This is a genomic window from Rothia sp. HMSC066H02 (assembly GCF_001814995.1).
Classification (GTDB): Bacteria; Actinomycetota; Actinomycetes; order Actinomycetales; family Micrococcaceae; genus Rothia; species Rothia mucilaginosa.
Map to the genome: position 1 here is coordinate 227,171 of NZ_KV818683.1, position 18,110 is coordinate 245,280.

General features: G+C 60.7%; 14 protein-coding genes. All 14 read left to right on the forward strand.

Features of this window, described 5'->3' with window-relative positions; translation table 11 throughout:
* Positions 1-246: 246 nt before the first annotated feature.
* A complete protein-coding gene (rpsB, locus tag HMPREF2999_RS05105; protein WP_005508818.1) occupies positions 247-1,044 on the forward strand; it encodes a 30S ribosomal protein S2 in 798 nt (265 codons plus the stop codon).
* A 153-nt stretch (positions 1,045-1,197) separates the two neighbouring features.
* Positions 1,198-2,028, forward strand: coding sequence for a translation elongation factor Ts (gene tsf, locus HMPREF2999_RS05110; RefSeq protein WP_005507065.1), 831 nt, complete (start codon positions 1,198-1,200; stop codon positions 2,026-2,028).
* A gap of 195 nt (positions 2,029-2,223) precedes the next feature.
* Entirely contained in the window at positions 2,224-2,967 is a 744-nt protein-coding gene (gene pyrH / locus HMPREF2999_RS05115; RefSeq protein WP_005507067.1) for a UMP kinase, read from the forward strand.
* Positions 2,968-3,261: 294 nt separating this feature from the next.
* Positions 3,262-3,819 (forward strand): ribosome recycling factor, encoded by a 558-nt coding sequence (frr, locus tag HMPREF2999_RS05120; protein ID WP_070676247.1) that lies wholly within the window; start codon positions 3,262-3,264, stop codon positions 3,817-3,819.
* Between the two features lie 7 nt (positions 3,820-3,826).
* On the forward strand, positions 3,827-4,735 hold the full coding sequence (locus HMPREF2999_RS05125) for a phosphatidate cytidylyltransferase (RefSeq protein ID WP_070676248.1): 909 nt from the start codon (positions 3,827-3,829) through the stop codon (positions 4,733-4,735).
* Between the two features lie 193 nt (positions 4,736-4,928).
* Positions 4,929-5,516 (forward strand): cell division protein DivIVA, encoded by a 588-nt coding sequence (locus HMPREF2999_RS05130; RefSeq protein ID WP_070667193.1) that lies wholly within the window; start codon positions 4,929-4,931, stop codon positions 5,514-5,516.
* Positions 5,517-5,655: 139 nt separating this feature from the next.
* Positions 5,656-6,981 carry a 1-deoxy-D-xylulose-5-phosphate reductoisomerase gene (dxr, locus tag HMPREF2999_RS05135; protein WP_070676249.1) on the forward strand — a complete coding sequence of 442 codons (1,326 nt, stop codon included), beginning with the start codon at positions 5,656-5,658 and terminating at the stop codon, positions 6,979-6,981.
* 496 nt (positions 6,982-7,477) lie between these two features.
* Positions 7,478-8,332, forward strand: a complete 855-nt coding sequence (locus HMPREF2999_RS05140; RefSeq protein ID WP_070674116.1) for a hypothetical protein — start codon at positions 7,478-7,480, stop codon at positions 8,330-8,332.
* Between the two features lie 210 nt (positions 8,333-8,542).
* Positions 8,543-9,733 carry an efflux RND transporter periplasmic adaptor subunit gene (locus tag HMPREF2999_RS05145; RefSeq protein WP_070674111.1) on the forward strand — a complete coding sequence of 397 codons (1,191 nt, stop codon included), beginning with the start codon at positions 8,543-8,545 and terminating at the stop codon, positions 9,731-9,733.
* Positions 9,734-9,742: 9 nt separating this feature from the next.
* Positions 9,743-11,791, forward strand: coding sequence for an ABC transporter ATP-binding protein/permease (locus HMPREF2999_RS05150; protein WP_070674109.1), 2,049 nt, complete (start codon positions 9,743-9,745; stop codon positions 11,789-11,791).
* Between the two features lie 232 nt (positions 11,792-12,023).
* Positions 12,024-13,379 (forward strand): M50 family metallopeptidase, encoded by a 1,356-nt coding sequence (locus tag HMPREF2999_RS05155; protein WP_070633914.1) that lies wholly within the window; start codon positions 12,024-12,026, stop codon positions 13,377-13,379.
* Positions 13,380-13,518: 139 nt separating this feature from the next.
* Positions 13,519-14,661, forward strand: coding sequence for a flavodoxin-dependent (E)-4-hydroxy-3-methylbut-2-enyl-diphosphate synthase (gene ispG, locus HMPREF2999_RS05160; protein ID WP_044142245.1), 1,143 nt, complete (start codon positions 13,519-13,521; stop codon positions 14,659-14,661).
* Positions 14,662-14,853: 192 nt separating this feature from the next.
* Positions 14,854-16,089 carry a GNAT family N-acetyltransferase gene (locus HMPREF2999_RS05165; RefSeq protein ID WP_246823084.1) on the forward strand — a complete coding sequence of 412 codons (1,236 nt, stop codon included), beginning with the start codon at positions 14,854-14,856 and terminating at the stop codon, positions 16,087-16,089.
* Between the two features lie 111 nt (positions 16,090-16,200).
* Complete coding sequence (locus HMPREF2999_RS05170; protein ID WP_070674103.1) at positions 16,201-18,033, forward strand: proline--tRNA ligase; 1,833 nt, start codon at positions 16,201-16,203, stop codon at positions 18,031-18,033.
* Positions 18,034-18,110 lie beyond the last annotated feature (77 nt).

Genomic DNA, 18,110 nt, shown 5'->3' on the forward strand with positions numbered 1-18,110 from the left:
GTGCCTGCGCGGGTATTCTCCCTCTTCGAGGGGGCCGCACAGTACCACTGACGACGCGCGGCGTGAGCGGCATCCCCAGATAGGGAGCCGATAAGGGACCTTCGGTCCACCCACACGGGGTGGTTAGGGCCTGAGCTGAACGGGCAACCGTGAACGCTAACCGCCGCCAGGAAAAACTGATAACTACTATGCGCGCGTTGGGCTAGCCCGAATGGGAGGTCCGCGCGGCACCACAAAGGAGACGACATGCCCGTCGTAACTATGCGTGAAATGCTGGACTCCGGCGTTCACTTCGGTCACCAGACCCGCCGTTGGAACCCCAAGATGAAGCGTTTCATCCTGACCGAGCGCAACGGCATCTACATCATCGACCTGCAGCAGTCCCTCGCCTTCATCGACAAGGCATACGAGGCTGTTAAGTCGACCGTCGCACACGGTGGCAACATCCTGTTCGTGGGTACCAAGAAGCAGGCTCAGGAAGTTATCGCTGAGCAGGCAACCCGCGTGAACATGCCCTACGTGAACCACCGCTGGCTCGGTGGTATGCTGACCAACTTCAGCACCATCTCCAAGAGCATCGAGCGCATGAAGGAACTCGAGCAGATTGACTTCGACGATGTAGCAGGTTCTCGCTACACCAAGAAGGAACTGCTCCTCATGCGTCGCGAGTTCGAGAAGCTCGAGAAGACCCTCGGCGGTATCCGCAACCTGTCCAAGGTTCCCTCCCTCCTGTGGGTTGTTGACACCAAGAAGGAGCACCTGGCAGTTAACGAGGCTCAGAAGCTGGGCATCCCCGTTGTTGCTATCCTCGACACCAACTGCGACCCCGACGAGGTTGCTTTCCCGATCCCCGGTAACGACGACGCTATCCGCTCCGTCAACCTGCTCACCCGCGTGATTGCTGACGCAGTGGCAGCCGGCCTGATCGAGCGCAACGCTAAGAAGAACGGCAAGGCTGAAGCAGCTGAGGAGCCCATGGCAGCTTGGGAGCGCGAGCTCCTGGAGCAGCACGAGGCTGCACAGGCTGAAGAGGCAGCTAAGTAAGCTTTCTTAGCCCACTAAGCTTTATGCTTTGTGGCCCCCGCCCGTGGGGACCACGTTCGGACGGCGCCCGCCCTGACCTGGGCGCGGCGCCGTCCGCCATTTGTACCACCGGGATGTCATCCCGATTTATTACAGCAACACAAGGAGTTCACAATGGCGAACTACACCGCAGCAGACATCAAGGCACTGCGCGAGAAGACCGGCGCAGGTATGCTCGACGTCAAGAAGGCTCTGGACGAGGCTAACGGCGACCAGCAGAAGGCTGCCGAGATCATCCGCGTTAAGGGTCTGAAGGGCATCACCAAGCGCGAGGGTCGCGCAACCGCTGAGGGCCTGGTAGCTGCACGCGTTGAGAACGGCGTTGGCTACATGATCGAGGTCAACTCTGAGACCGACTTCGTGGCAAAGTCCGACCCCTTCATCGCTTTCGGCCAGAACGTGCTCGAGGCTGCTATTGCTGCTGACGCTTCCACCCTGGAAGAGCTGCAGGCTGCATCCTACGAGGGCAAGACCGTTGAGGAGCTGACCACCGACGCTGGTGCACTGCTCGGCGAGAAGATCGTTGTCCGCCGCGTTGCACGCGTTGAGGGCGAGAACGTTGCAGTTTACCTGCACAAGACCTCCAAGGACCTGCCCGCACAGGTTGGCGTTCTGCTGGCTGTCTCCGGTGAGAACACCGACGAGATTGCACACGACGTTGCAGTGCACATTGCTGCAATGAGCCCCAAGTACCTGGATTCCGAGTCCATCCCCGCAGACCAGATCGAGACCGAGAAGCGCGTTGCTCGCGAGACCGCAATCGCTGAGGGCAAGCCCGAGAAGATTCTGGACAAGATCGTTGAGGGTCGCCTGAAGGGCTTCTTCAAGGAGAACACCCTGCTGGATCAGGACTTCGCAAAGGACTCCAAGAAGTCTGTTGCACAGGTTCTGTCCGAGGCTGGCGCAACCGCAACCGCATTCGCACGTTTCCGCGTGGGTGCATAAGGACTCGTTGCAGTTCTGCCCTTCCGTATTGCGGGTTCCCGGTAAGGGAAATCGTATGAGGTTGGGATTATAGCCTGAAGCCGGGTAGTCACCAGTGGTGGCTACCCGGCTTTGCTGTATCCTTGATAAGGACTAGGCGGCAGGAGCCCGCCCAAATCACCCATAACAATCCATAGGTAAGCCACTGGAGGAACCATGACTGAAGCGAATCCCCGCCCGATGCACCGTGACGAGACCGGCCGCCGCCGCGTTTTGCTCAAGCTTTCCGGTGAGGTTTTTGGTGGCGGTGAAGTTGGCATTTCGACCGAGGTCGTGCGCAGCATCGCTAAGCAGATCGCCGCAACCGTTGGCGAGGTTGAGACCTCCATCGTGATTGGTGGCGGCAACTTCTTCCGTGGCGCTGAGCTTTCTCAGGCGGGTATGGACCGCTCCCGTGCAGACTACATGGGTATGCTCGGCACCGTGATGAACTCCCTGGCTCTGCAGGACTTCCTGGAGCAGGAGGGTATCGACACCCGCGTTCAGTCCGCAATCACCATGCCGCAGGTTGCTGAGACTTACATTCCTCGCCGCGCGATTCGCCACATGCAGAAGGACCGCGTCGTGATTTTCGGTGCTGGTGCGGGTCTGCCTTACTTCTCCACCGACACTGTGGCTGCGCAGCGTGCCCTGGAAATCCACGCGGACGAGGTGCTGGTCGCTAAGAACGGCGTGGACGGCATCTACACTGCTGACCCGAACAAGGACCCCAACGCTGAGCGTCTGTACAACCTCACCTACGATGAGGCTATGCAGCGCAACATCCGCGTGCTGGATCAGACCGCGTTCTCCCTGTGCCGCGACAACAACGTGACCATGCGCGTGTTCGGCATGCAGGGCGAGGGTAACGTGACCCGCGCAATCCTGGGCGAGAAGATGGGTACCCTCGTTACTCGCTAACACCTAAATTTTAGGTTGGGGCGTGCGGAACGCCCCCTCTGATTGTGACCGTGCTCGATAGCGCGGACTTATTCTGGACGGTACCGCGCGGGTAAGCGCTAAAACTCGCTTATGCCCGCCGGTACCGTCTAGACTTATATCAAATACGACGTTCTGCCTCTTTCCCGCCGACTTCGCGTTATTCCTAAGGTTTTTGCCTCGGATGCGCCGCGGACCGGTGGGGAATCATGAGGGCTGAGCGAACGCCCACCGACAATTCTGGCACCCCAGAATTCCGACAAAGGAGATCCTTTCGTGATCGAAGAAATCCTTGCCGAAGCCGGCGAGAAGATGGAAAAGACCATCGAAGCAACCAAGACTGAGTTCGCTAAGGTCCGTACCGGTCGTGTGAACCCTGCAATCTTCAGCGGCCTGACCGCAGAGTACTACGGTGCACCGACCCCGCTGCAGCAGCTGGTGTCCTTCAACGTTGAGGACGCACGTACTGTCAAGATTGTTCCCTTCGACGTGACCGCACTGGCAGCTATCGAGAAGGCTCTGCGTGACTCCGACCTGGGTGTTAACCCCAGCAACGACGGTGCAGCTATCCGCGTTGTCATGCCCGAAATGACCGCTGAGCGCCGTAAGGAATACACCAAGCTGGTCAACCACAAGGCTGAAGAGTCCCGCGTTTCCATCCGTAACGTTCGCCGCCACGCTAAGACCGCTATCGACAAGCTGGTCAAGGACAGCGAAATCGGTGAGGACGAAGGCACCCGCGCCGAGAAGGAACTGGACGCACTGACCAAGAAGCACATCGACCAGGTCGACGCACTGTACAAGCACAAGGAAGCTGAACTGCTCGAGGTCTAAACCCCAAATGAGTGCACGCAAAGAAGCGAAAGAAGAGAGAGGCGCACAGCCGGCTCCACAGCAGAGCCCGCAGACGGCGGTAACCCCCGTGAAGTCGCGTAGCGCCAAAGCAGGCCGTAACCTGCCCGCCGCCATTAGTGTGGGCGTCGGTTTCGGCGTGCTATTGGTGCTGGGCCTGATTTACCAGCCGATTTTTGTGGCGCTTGCAGCTGCCGCGGCTGGCCTGGGCGCCTGGGAAATTGGGCACGTGCTCAACACCCGCCGCGGCTACGGCATCCCGGAATACCTGCTGGGTGCCCTGTCTGGCGCGATTGTGGTGGTGTCCTTCCTGTTCGGTTTTACCGGGCTGGGCATCGCCCTGGCGGTGAGCCTGCTGGCGCTGCTGCTCTCTTCTGCTCTCGTGCGTGCTGACCGTCAGGTTTCGTTGGGTAAGTCCTTGGGCGGTAGCGCCCTCGCACTGCTGTGGGTGCCGCTGATGCTGGGCATCGCCATGGTCTACTTCCAGGCGGACCACGGCGAGCGCGGCGTCCTCATGATTCTGCTGATGGCAATCTGCAATGACACGTTCGGCTTTATTGCCGGCGTGAATTGGGGTAAGCACCCGATGGCGCCGAAGATCTCCCCGAAGAAAAGCTGGGAGGGCCTGGCTGGTTCCTTCGTCGGTTCGGCGGTGGTTGGTGCTATCGCGTTGGCGGTCATGGGTTCGCCCTGGTATTGGGCTATTCCGTTGGCGGCGGTCATGGTGGTCGCTTCGACTGCCGGTGACCTGGTCGAGTCCGTGTTCAAGCGCCGTATGGGTGTGAAGGACATGTCGAATATCCTGCCCGGTCACGGCGGCATGATGGATCGCCTAGACTCGATTCTTTTCGCTGCGGCGGCTGGCTGCCTGATTTTCCGGTTTATTATGCCGCTCTAAAGCCTGAAGCTTTTATCGCTTATGGAGGCGGGGCGTCTCTTTCCCACGAGTGGGGGAGGGGCGCCCCGCCTTTGCTGTACCCCGATGCATCAGAGGTGTAGGGGACTATATCTAAGACACCGCCCGCCCACCTTGCACCAGGTAGCCTGCGCATTGGTATTCTTAAAGTTCAATCGTCGAGAGGAGCCCACCTTTGGCAAGCACCACCCGCGGAGGCGGATTTGCCCGTGCAGCAGAAACCGAACCCGGCTACAAGCGCAGTGAAGTAGACCGCCTGTTCACCCGCCTCGCCGAGGACTACGAGAAGCTCAGCGGAGCCGCTGAACTGCCCGAAGACCTCTACACCTCCCGACGAATCCGCCAGGTCGTCTTCCGTGAAGAACCCGGCGGCTACCAGCTGGACGTGGTCGACCGCGCCCTCGAAAAGATTGAGGAACGCTTCGCCAAGCTCGAACGCAGCCGCTACATCGAGGCGTACGGCCTGGACAACTGGGAACGCTCCCTCGTAGAGACCGGCGAGCTGCTCGCGGGCCGCCTGGAACGCCCCGCCGGTGAGCGTTTCCGCCGCCCCAGCAAGCGCCGCCACATGGGCTACTTCGTCGGTGATGTGGACGCCATCTGCGACCGCGTGTACGCCCAGCTCAACAGCGAGGAGCCGCTGGACCCCTCCGTGGTGCGCCACGCAAAGTTCCGCCCCGCCTCGGGCACCGTCAGCTACGAGGAATCCCAGGTGGACGCTTTCCTGGACCGCTGCATTGAGCTACTGCAGGATCTGCTCTAAAACGTTACGTGTTGAATCCCCCGCCCCGTACCAGGGTGGGGGATTCTTCTATGCCGAGTCCCTCTCTGCTGAGGCCTTCTAAGATGAGAGGCGGCGCCAGTACCCGGACGTACCCGCGAGCTCATGAGACACTAGAACCATGAAGTTTGGATCCTCAGCACGCGTCGGCGGCAGCCGCGACCGCCTCACCGACGCCCTCACAGAACTCACCCGCGCACCGCAGCGCGTCACCCTCCTCGGCTCAACCGGCTCCATCGGCACCCAAGCCATGGAAGTCATCGACCACCTCGCCGCGCTCAAGGGCACCAGCGCCTCCGCCGACGACGCACCGCTGAAGGTCGTCGCCCTCTCCGCAGGCTCCCGATCCCTCGAACTGCTCGCACGCCAGGCAGTGCACGTGCGCGCCGAACTGGTCGCCACCAGCGGCACCGCAGACGACGCGCAGCGCCTCCGCGACCTCATCGAGGCGGCAGCCTCCGAAGCAGGCGCCACCGGCTACACCCCCCAAATCGCCCACGGTCCCGAAGCATCCGTACAGGCGGCAGCACACCCGGCAGACACCGTCCTCAACGGCATCACCGGCTCCATCGGCCTGGAACCGACCCTCACCGCCCTCAACAGCGGCTACCGCGTGGCACTGGCCAACAAGGAATCCCTCATCGCAGGCGGCCCGCTCGTACGCGCCGCCGTCGACGCATCCCCCCTGAACACTCCCATGGTGCCCGTCGACTCCGAGCACTCCGCCCTCGCGCAGGCGCTCGCCTCCGGAACCGACGCAGAAATCGACCGACTCATCCTCACCGCATCGGGCGGACCGTTCCGCGGCTACAAGCGCGAACAGCTACACGACGTGACCCCCGCGCAGGCGCTCGCACACCCCACCTGGGACATGGGCCTGGTCGTCACCACCAACTCGGCAACCATGGTCAACAAGGCACTCGAAGTGCTTGAGGCACACCACCTGTTCGGCGTGGACCTGGACCGTATTGACGTGGCGGTTCACCCGCAGTCCGTCGTACATTCCATGGTGCAGTTCGTGGACGGATCGACCATTGCGCAGGCGTCCCCGCCGAGCATGGTTCTGCCCATCGCTCTGGGTCTGACCTGGCCGCACCGTATCCCCGGTGCCGTGCCTGCTTGTGACTGGTCGAAGGCGGCATCCTGGACTTTTGAGCCGCTGGACGAGGAAGCATTCCCCGCCGTGCGCATGATCAAGGACGCCGGTAAGGTCGGCGGCACCCACCCGGCAGTGTTCAACGCCGCCAATGAGGAAGCCGTGGCAGCATTCCATGCGGGCGCGATTCGCTTTACCGACATTGTCGATTCGGTCGCACGCGTGCTGGAGGAGCACACCGGCAGCGCTGAGGCTGTTTCTGACGCTGATTTGACGCTGGAGGCTGTGCTGAACGCGGAGCGTTGGGCTCGCGTTCGCGCGAATGAGCTGCTGGGTATGACCGGACGCTAAATCGCTTCTGCGGTGCGGTGTTCGTCCTCGTTCCTACAGGGGCACCCGCCCTCGCTTCGCTTCGGGCACCCTGATGTCACTTTCGGACGACACCGCCCCTCCACATGCACGCTAGGCTACCGGAGGTGGCGCGCCGTGTTTTCCGGAAGCGCCCTCAGGGTGTCACACGGACGCTCTCCGATGCGGAGCGAGGAGAGGGCGGAGCGTCCGGGTGACGGGTGCCCCTGCGTAGGCGCGGAGGAAACATGCGGCGTGCCTCCCCAAACGCTATGGTGCAGAATGAGGACGAACACCGCCCCCTCCAGTCGTATCCCGGAGGAAATATGCGGCGCGCCATCCCCACCAGCGGGGCGAGGATAAACACCGTCCCCCTTGCCTCCCCTCCCGGCGCATAGTAGGCTAGTGTTCAAAATATGTTCTCTCAAGGGCAAACAACGTTGAGCCCCTGAACGAGCGGACAAAGATGCAGCTATATTTCACGAGGAAGTGCCCACCTATGCGTCGACAGAACACCCTACGAACCCTCGCCGGGGCTCTACTCCCGCTAACCCTGCTGCTTAGCTCCTGCGCATCCGGGCAGCCTAGTGCCGACTCCTCGGCTTCCGCTAACGCTGAGAAGGCGTATAGCGCCTCCAAGAGCCCCGATAGTCAAGCTATCGAAAAAGTAGAGAACCTCGCCTCACTTTCTGACAACGTTGCCCGTGCCTACCAGCGTTCCCTGAGCCAGTGCATGACTGAACGAGGATTCCCGAACTACAAGGTTCCTGCCGGAAAAACTGAAATCTCGCTGCTTCTGCAGGCTGATATTGAACCTCTCACCGTTGCGGACGCCCGCGCTCGCGGATACGAAGAGCGCTACTCTTTGGCTACTACAGCACTGGAAGAGCAGAGCCGTACTATGAGCGAAGCCGAAATGCAGGCTCTTTACGGCACCGAAGGAAAGGGCGGTTGCCAACAAGAAGCCACCCGCGCAGTCTTCGGTTCAGAAGAATCCCGTGCGACCATAAAAAAGGTCTACGTCACTGCGGTTCACTACCTCAACAACGACGCAATCTTCAAAGACCTTGGGCCTGCCACCGAGAAGTGGGCACAGTGCATGAAGGAACGCTTCGGGGGAGACTACACCACGCCGGTTATGGCTCGCGAACAGTACCGCCAGAACAACCAAGACACCCACGAACTGGCAATCAACGATGCGACCTGCCGTGAAGCAACCGGGCTAGATGCCGAACAGCGAAAGATTGCTATCGCTTACCTGAGTTCTTTCCTCGAAAAGGAGCAGGGCCTCATCGAACAGGTGACCACCGCCAAGAAAACCGCTGAAGAAAACGCCCGAAAGATTCTGAGCTAATCCTGCGGACTAATCAGACCGGGCTATCCAGACCGGACTAACCAGGAACAGGCGTACAGAGTAGCTACAACAGCTACACCTCGCCACAGCGTATTGTGCCCGGCACGTATCCCCGTGCCGGGCACAAACTAACCCCACACGGCATCGCCGCCTAAGCCCAAACGGCACAGACAACAGCGTTCCCGTACGCGCACCCAAAGAAGGGACCCCATGAGCGCCACCCCCAACCGTCAGAAGAAAACCCTCTGGCTCTACGGCATTATCGCCTTGCTCCTCATCATCACCGTGGGTACGCTCATCAGCGCCCAAAACATCAAAACCACCGCCCAAAAAGACGCGGAAGCGGCACCCCCGGACCCCTCCACTATCACCGCCACGGTCACCCGCGAGAAACTGCGCACCACCGTGCCCCTGACCTGCACCGCGAACTACGCCACCTCAACCCCGCTACGTTACAGCGGCGAAGGGCAGTACACCGCAATCACCATCAAACACGGTGACACCGTCGGCAACGGAACCCTCATCGCAGAAGTCAACGGTGAACCTCTCATCACCCTCACCGGCGGCTTCGCGCTCTACCGCGACCTCAAACTCGACGATAGCGGCCCCGACGCTGCACTCCTCAACGAGGCACTGACTGCCATGGGACGTCAGGGCCCGCAGCCCGCGCGCATCACCGAAGACACCTACGAGGCTCTCAACAACCTCCTCGACAGCCTCGGCTACGCGCACGTCAAGACTGACCAGCCCATTCCCTCCCGATACTTCCTCATCATCAACCGTGCCGGACTCGTCACCGGCAACCCCCGCGCAACCGGCGCTATCGCAGATGGCCCCGTAGCCACCATCGCAGAAGGTAGCAAGACCCTCAGCTGCACCGGAACCACCGGCAGGCTCACCCCCGAAGCCCGTAGCGGCCAGAAGGTAACCGTGCCCTCCCTCGGTGATACTGAGTACGTCGCAACCCTCGGATACAAGAACACCACCGAAGCCGCAGGTGCCGCAGGCAACAGCCAGGCCGGTCGCCAGGCCAATGGCGCAGAAGGTGCGGCTGGCTCCAACCTCAACGGTGCAGCCGGTGCGGCAGGAAGCACCGAAGGGGAACGCATCCTCACCCTCGACGTAGGGGATAAGGCGGACAGCCTCCGAGGCGCCGTCAACGCGGAACTCACCCTCGAAGAAACCCCCGACGCGCACCTGGTCGTGCCCTCATCGGCGCTCTACACCCGTGACGGACAGACCCGAGTCATCGTGCTCGGCCCCGAAAGCTCCAACGGATCGAAGGCCCGTGAAGAACGTGAGGTAACCGTTACCGTCATCAGCAACGCCAACGGCAAGAACGCCGTCACCGGTGACCTGCACGAAGGCGACAGCGTCAAAATCATGCGCGAGAAAAAGTAGGGAGTAGCCATGACTGACTCCCGCGCCGCTCACGCGCACCCACCAGCCTATAGCGTCGATATTCAGGGAGTGTCCCAGCACTTTATGCAGGGTGACACTCGAATTGACGTGCTCAAAAATATTGACCTGAAAGTCCGCTACGGAGAAGTCGTCGCAATCCTGGGACCGTCCGGCAGCGGCAAATCAACCCTGCTGAACATCCTCGGTCTGCTCAGCACGCCCGCCTCCGGCAGCTACCTGCTGGACGGTACAGACACCGCAACCTTCAACGCGGCACAGCGAGCTGAAGCGCGCCTGGACAGCATCGGTTTCGTCTTCCAGGCGTTCCACCTCATCGAGCATAAGAACGTGTACCGCAACGTTGAGCTACCGCTCATCTACCGTGGCGTGCCCAAAGCGGAACGAACGCAACGTGTTGCGGATACTCTCGCCCTGCTGGGGCTGAGCCACCGAACGGATGCCCCCATCACCACTCTCTCAGGCGGTGAAAAGCAGCGTGTAGCTATTGCTCGTGCGCTCATTGGGGAACCAGCGTTGCTGCTCTGTGATGAGCCGACCGGCTCGCTGGATGAAGAGCTCACCCGCGAAGTCATTGACCTGCTCCGCGAATGTACGGGTGACCAGCAAAGCACGATTGTGATTACTCACGACCCGCTCGTGGCGGAGCACTGCGACCGGGTGCTACGTATGCACGAGGGGCAGCTCATCGAGCAGGATGCACAGCGGCAGGAAGAAACGACCGCCCGCGCGTCTCTGAACCTGCCTAGCTTTGCTGAGGAGCAAATATCTAAGCCGCAGAGCAGTGGTCGTGCACCCTGGGCGCGCGCCTCCCTCAAAGAAGCCTGGGACGCTACCGTGCACCGGGTGAGGCGCAATATCTTCACCATGCTTGGTGTGGTTCTGGGTATCGCTTCGCTCGTGCTGACCGTTGGTCTGACCGCCACCATTTCTGGGCAGCTGGCTGACAGCTTCGATATTTTTAGGGCTAAGCACCTGACGATAAGCTCGACCCGAACCGAATCCATGAGCCGGGCTGAACTATTGAGCCTGGCGGCAAGTGAGAACTACCGGCGTGTTAGCCAGCTGAACGGAGTGACCGGTACCGCGCTGGTGGATCAGCTCTATGAATCCGCGGATATTCAGCGCGGTCCAGACAACTTTGGTGAGCGCGGTGCTAACGTGACGGCTGCCGTCCTTGCGGCAACCCCCAGCATCTTTAGCGTGCAGGGTCATGAACTGGTGTGGGGTCGCACTTTCGACGAGGGGCATGTGGAGCGGAACGATAAGGTCGTGGTGCTCAGCGAAAGCGTGATGCGCCAGCTCGGGCTACCCTATAGCCCCGGAGTTACGGTCTATATTCACGATGAGCCGTACACTGTCATCGGTGTGGTGCGGGAGAATCCCTCGCTGACTCTGTCGTACGGTTCGGTCTACCTGCCTCTGGGCGCGAAGCCTGGTGCCGATGTTGAAGAGGCGCAGCCCGCTGCCGGTGGCGGTGCCGTTGCGGCGCAGACCGGTAAGCGTTCCACTCAGATTGTGGTGAGTACTGTTGCAGGTGCCGCAAACCAGATTGCGGAGGAAGCACCGTACGCGCTCTCGCCGGAACGTCCCGCCCTGTATAGCGTGAGTGTGCCGCCGGAGCCGAAGACCCTTCGTGAGGCTGTCGACCAGCAGCAACGCACCATGCTTCTTGCGATGAGCGTTATTACCCTCGTGATTGGTGCGATGGGCATTATGAATACGTTCCTGGTTGCGGTGATGGAGCGTCGCCGTGAGGTTGGTTTGCGTCTGGCTATTGGTATGCGCCCTTCGGGTATTCTGCTACAGTTCTCGGCGGAGGCGCTGCTGACCGGCATCCTGGGCGCTGTGGCTGGTATTGTGCTGGCGGTTAACGGCATCTCGATTGTGTCTTTGATGAACCGTTGGACGCCGATTATTAGTGCCGACACTATCCTGCTGGGTCTGGGCGCTGGTGCGCTGGTTGGTGTGTTGGCTGGTCTGTACCCGGCGGCGAAGGCTTCGCGTATTGATCCGGCACAGACCCTGGCGGCCGGATAGTCTCGTTGAGTAGGGGCGGAGGGGCGGTGTCGTCCGAAAGTGACATCAGGGTGCCCGAAGCGAAGCGAGGGCGGGTGCCCCTGTAGGAACGAGGACGAACACCAGCCCATCCTCATCTATCCCAGACAAACCCCACCCAAACCAGCCCCTCCAGAAAGCGGGGGAGGGCGCCTTCACAGGCTAAGCGAGTATCCTAGAAGCTTCGTATCCCCGAACCGAAACGAGAAAAAGCGTGGAAATCCTGCTGTACGCTGTGGGCATTATCCTTATGGCAATCGCTATTGCCGTCTCGATTGCCCTGCACGAGGTGGGGCATCTGGTGCCCGCGAAGCTATTCAATGTGCGCGTCCCGCAGTACATGATTGGCTTCGGTAAGACCGTGTTCTCTTTCCGCCGCGGCGAGACTGAGTACGGTTTCAAAGCGATTCCGTTGGGCGGTTACATTTCGATGATTGGCATGTACCCGCCGAGCCCTGCTGAGGTGAAGGAGCACCATGAGGAGGGCCATTCGGGCAGTACCAGCCCGTTTGCGTCCATGGCTGAGGAGGCGCGTGCGGCGGATGCTGAGCGCCTGAAGCCCGGCGATGAGGACCGCCTGTTCTATAAGTTGCCGGTGCTCAAGCGCATGGTGATTATGCTGGGCGGCCCGACCATGAACCTGCTGATTGGTGTGGTGTGTACTGCCGTGCTGATTTGTGGTTTTGGTACGGCGCAGGTGACGAATAAGGTGTCGGCGGTGTCTGAGTGCGTGCCGAGCGTGAATGTCACTCATGATTCGATTAGCTATGGCGAGTGTACGGATAAGTCCACTCCGTCGCCTGCGAAGGCTGCTGGTGTGCAGGTGGGTGACCGTGTGGTTGCTGTGAATGGCGCGTCGACGGGTTCGTGGGAGGCTGTGTCTTCGGCGATTCGTGCGGCGGGTTCTCACCCGAGCACTTTGACGGTGGAGCGTAATGGTCAGCGTCTGGATTTGTCGGTGACTCCGGTTGAGATGATCCGCCCGGTTTCTGATGGTAAGGGCCAGTATGCGCGTGCTGCGGATGGTTCGATTGCGACGACTCGCGGCGGTTTTGTGGGTGTTTCGCCGTCGAGTGAGTTGGTACCTGGTTCTATTACTGAGGTGCCTGCGATGGTGGGCGATACGCTCTCGCGTGTGGGTTCGTCGATGCTTTCGTTGCCGCAGCGTGTGTGGGAGTTGACGGTGACTTTGGTGACTGGTGGTGAGCGTAGTGTTGAGTCGCCGGTGTCTGTGGTTGGTGTGAGTCGTATTGCCGGTGAGGTGACGGCTACTGACCGTATTGATGTGAAGGCGAAGGCTGCGATGTTGGTCTCGCTGGTGGCGAATATGAATTTGATGCTTTTTGCGTTTAATCTGATTCCGCTTCTGCCTCTGGATGGTGGCCACGTGTTGGGTGCACTCTGGGAGGGTGTGCGTCGTTTCTTTGCACGTTTGACTGGGCGTAAGGATCCGGGTCCGTTTGATCCGGTGAAGTTGTTGCCGTTGACGTATGTGGTGGCGGGCGCGTTTATTGTGATGTCTGTCATTCTGATTGTGGCGGATATTGTTAAGCCCATCACCCTGTTTTAGTGTGTTGTTGCACGCGGTAAGGGTACCCGTATTAGTGCTTTCTTTCGCGTCAGTGGCACAATAAAAAGTTGAACGAAGGATGCGTCGTACGTCCTTCATAACCCATGTATGGAGGAAAACCTTGTCGGTCAGCCTTGGTATGCCGAAGCCCGCTCCCGCGGTTCTGTCCCCGCGTCGTAAGACCCGCCAGTTTAAGGTGGGTTCTGTCGGTGTTGGTTCTGAATCTCCGATTTCGGTGCAGTCGATGACGACCACTAAGACCCACGACATTGGTGCGACTCTGCAGCAGATTGCTGAGTTGACCGCTGCCGGTTGCGATATTGTGCGTGTGGCGTGCCCGACTGATAAGGATGCGGAGGCTCTGCCCATTATTGCGAAGCAGTCCCGTATTCCGGTGATTGCTGATATTCACTTCCAGCCGAAGTACGTGTATGCGGCTATTCAGGCTGGTTGCGGTGCTGTGCGTGTGAACCCGGGTAATATCCGTAAGTTCGATGACCAGGTGAAGGAAATCGCTCAGATGGCTTCGGACCACGGCGTTTCTCTGCGTATTGGTGTGAATGCTGGTTCGCTGGATAAGCGTCTGTTGGAGAAGTACGGTAAGGCTACTCCGGAGGCTCTGGTTGAGTCTGCTGTGTGGGAGGCTTCGCTCTTTGAGGAGCACGGTTTCCGTGATTTCAAGATTTCTGTGAAGCATAATGACCCTGTGGTGATGGTGGAGGCGTACCGTCAGCTGGCTGAGCGCGGTGACTGGCCCCTGCACTTGGGTGTGACTGAGGCTGGTCCGGCGTTCCAGGGCACTATTAAGAGCTCGGTGGCGTTCGGTACTCTGCTGTCTCAGGGTATTGGCGATACTATTCGCGTGTCGCTGTCTGCTCCTCCGGTTGAGGAGGTGAAGGTGGGCACCAAGATCCTGGAGTCGCTGAACCTTCGCCCCCGCAAGCTGGATATCGTGTCTTGCCCGTCGTGTGGTCGTGCGCAGGTGAATGTGTGGGAGCTTGCTGAGAACGTGACTAAGGGCCTGGAGCACATGAAGGTTCCGCTGCGTGTTGCCGTGATGGGTTGCGTGGTGAATGGCCCGGGTGAGGCTCGTGAGGCTGACCTGGGTGTTGCGTCCGGTAACGGTAAGGGCCAGATTTTTGTGAAGGGTGAGGTCATTAAGACTGTGCCTGAGGATCAGATTGTTGAGACTCTGATTGAAGAGGCGACCCGTATTGCTGCTGAGATGGAGGCTTCGGGCGAGTATGTTCCCGAGGGTTCCCCGGCTGTTTCGGTGAGCTAGTTAGCTTTTGTGCGCGGAGGCGCCCTGGTGAGGGCGCCTCCGCGCTTTTCCGGTTATGTCCGGTTATGGTGGTGGCAGGCTTGGTGCTTGCCGCTGCCGGTTGTGGCCGCCTGATTCGGCTACTTTTTCGGGGGTGCGTGTCCCCGTGTTTTCACTTATTTTTGTCGCTCATTCTCTATCACTCAACAGGTCATGTTCACTCTTTTTTCTCGCCGCCGTAAGGCTAATCGTGCCCGGCGTGCTGCTGTTTCGTCGATGGATTCTTCCCCTATGCCTGATCGCGTGAAGGAACACGTTTTTGCTCTGGATGCTCGGTGGTGCGATGAGCTGGAGGAGGTCCTGTTCAGTGACCCGGTCCCGAATCTGTACTCCATTGAGCATTATTTGGCGTGCCCTCTTCCGGTGAGGTCCCCGCGTATTCCGCTGCACTACTATCAGGGTTTTGTGGGTTGTGAGCGTGACGGGCAGCTGTGCTGTGTGCTGTTGCTGGGTTCGAATGTGGTGCCGGTGCGGCTGTGCGGTGCCGCTGTTGAACACGTCGCGGTTGAACACGCTGAACACGATGTGGATTCTCACGTTGCTGAAGCGGTGGAAGCTACCACCCTGGACACTGCGGCGCTGGATGCTACGGCGCTCGCGCATCGTGACGCGCTGGCTCAGCTACTACTGCAGGTGGGTTCTCGCCTGGATTCTATGTTCGGTGAGAGCGCCTTCGTGATGCCCCTGTGGACGCGCATGCAGGAGCTGTGTGAGCAGACTCGCGGCGGTAAGAGCCCGCTACTGCAGATGCTGCAGCCGAGCCTGGGTGACGGTTGCGATCACCGTGCGCGGGTTCTGTCGGAGCGTCCCATTCAGCCGCTGCTGTATCTGCCGCCGGAGAAGGACCTCGCCCGCTTCTACGAGGCGGACCTTCCTGAGCTACCGGCGCACCTGCCCGCGCCCTTCAAACCTGCCGAAGCCCCCACCGGTGCTGTCCAATTCAGCGGTGAGGCTGCCGGGTATGCGCGCCTCGCCACCTCCGCGGACCTGGGGGAGCTTCTGCCAGCCGCAGCCGCCATGTTCACCGAGGAGGTCGGCTTTGACCCGATTGCCCGCTACGGGGAGGGCTATGCGGCGCGCCTGCGCACGCTCATCGCCGGTCAGCGCTGCGCCATTGTCACCGATGTGAATGGGCGGGTTATCTTCAAAGCGGATGCGGGCATCGTGAACCTGGACGCCGCACAGGTGCAGGGCGTGTGGCTGCATCCGGACTACCGCGGCTACGGTCTGGCTAAGCCGTTCTTTGCCGCCGCCGCGCAGATTCTGCAGCGCTACTACCCGCATTTGAGCCTGTACGTGAACGACTACAACGCCCGTGCGCTCGCCATGTACCGGGGGACCGGTTGGGAGCAGATTGGGCAGTTCTCGACCATCATTTTTGAGCGCTAAACACGCCGAATCCTAAAACGCTATAAAATTAAAGACGACTGTGCCTATTTACGGCTCACCCGGTGAGCCTCGGGCACCCTACCTAAACCTATCGACCTTTCAAGGAGAATCGTGGTACTTCGCCTTTCCAACCTCTTCGTGCGCACTCTGCGCGAGGACCCCGTAGACGCTGAGGTCGCCAGCCACAAGCTGCTGGTCCGCGCCGGTTACATCCGCCGCGCAGCCCCCGGCGTGTACACCTGGCTGCCCCTGGGCCTGAAGGTACTGCGCAAGGTCGAGAACATCATCCGCGAAGAGATGGACGCCATTGGCGCGCAGGAAGTTCACTTCCCCGCACTGCTGCCCCGCGAACCCTACGAAGCAACCAACCGCTGGGATGAGTACGGCGATAACCTCTTCCGCCTCAAGGACCGCAAGGGTGCAGACATGCTGCTGGCACCCACCCACGAGGAAATGTTCACCCTGCTGGTCAAGGACCTGTACTCCTCCTACAAGGATTTGCCGGTTTACCTGTACCAGATTCAGACCAAGTACCGCGATGAGGCGCGCCCCCGCGCGGGCCTGCTGCGCGGCCGCGAGTTCGTCATGAAGGACTCCTACTCCTTCAACATTGACGATGAGGGCCTGAACGAGGCGTACATGGCGCACCGTGCCGCCTACCAGCGCATCTTCGAGCGCCTGGGCCTGGAGATTGTCATTGTGACCGCACAGTCCGGCGCGATGGGTGGCTCCCGCAGTGAAGAGTTCCTGCACCCGACCCCCATCGGTGAGGACACCTTCGTGCGTTCCGCGGGCGGATACGCGGCAAACGTTGAGGCCGTCACCACCGTGGTTCCCGAGGAAATCGAAATCACCGAGGACACCCCGGCGGCAATCGTCGTGGACACCCCCGACTCCGCCACCATTGAGACCCTGGTGGAGCGCATGAACGAACTGCACTCCGAGGTTACCGGCGGCACCCTGGAAGCTTCGCAGACCCTCAAGTGCTTCCTCGGCACCGTCATCACCCCCTCCGGCGAGCGCAAGGTCTTCGCCGTGGGCGTTCCCGGCGACCGTGCCGTGGACCTGGGCCGCGCTGAGGTCAACATCGGTGCCCTGCTGGGCATCGGCGGCGAGGTTGAGGTTGAGGCGGCCAGCGAGGAGGATCTGAAGGCATACCCGCAGCTGGTCAAGGGCTACGTTGGCCCCGGCCTGAGCCTGGACGCGCCCCTGTTCGGTGCGCACACCGAGGACGAGGATGCGGTAGCTTCCGCAACCGGCATTCCCTTCTTCGTTGACCCCCGCGTGGTGCGCGGTACCCGCTGGGTGACCGGCGCAAACGAAGAGGGTAAGCACGTGGCGAACCTGGTCTTCGGCCGCGACTTCACCGCCGACGGCGTGATTGAGGCGTGCGAGGTGCGTGAAGGCGACCCGGCACCGGATGGCTCCGGTGAGCTGGTGGCAGCCCGCGGTATCGAGATGGGCCACATCTTCGCCCTGGGCCGCAAGTACGCTGAGGCACTGGGCCTGAAGGTCCTGGATCAGAACGGCAAGCTGCAGACCGTGACCATGGGCTCCTACGGTGTGGGCGTGACCCGCGCACTGGCCGCTATCGCCGAGGGCAACCACGACGAGAAGGGCCTGATCTGGCCGCGTAACCTGGCACCGGCAGACGTGCATATCGTCATCACTGGCAAGGACGCAGCATCCCACGAGTACGCTGAAGAGCTCAGCGCATCCTTGGAATCCGCCGGCCTGCATGTCATGCTGGATGACCGCCCGAAGACCAGCCCCGGCGTGAAGTTCGGCGACGCCGAGCTGCTGGGTGTGCCCACCATCCTGGTGATTGGTCGCGGCTTCAAGGACGGCGTGCTGGAGCTGAAGGACCGCCGCAGCGGTGAGGCTCGCGAGGTGTCCGTCGAGAACGCGGTGGCTGAGGTCATCGCTGAGGTGCGCGGCGTCTAAGGCACGCCACTAGCCCGCAAAAACGTAAAACCGTCGCCACCTGCCCTACCTCCCAGGAGGTGGGGCAGGGTAGCGGC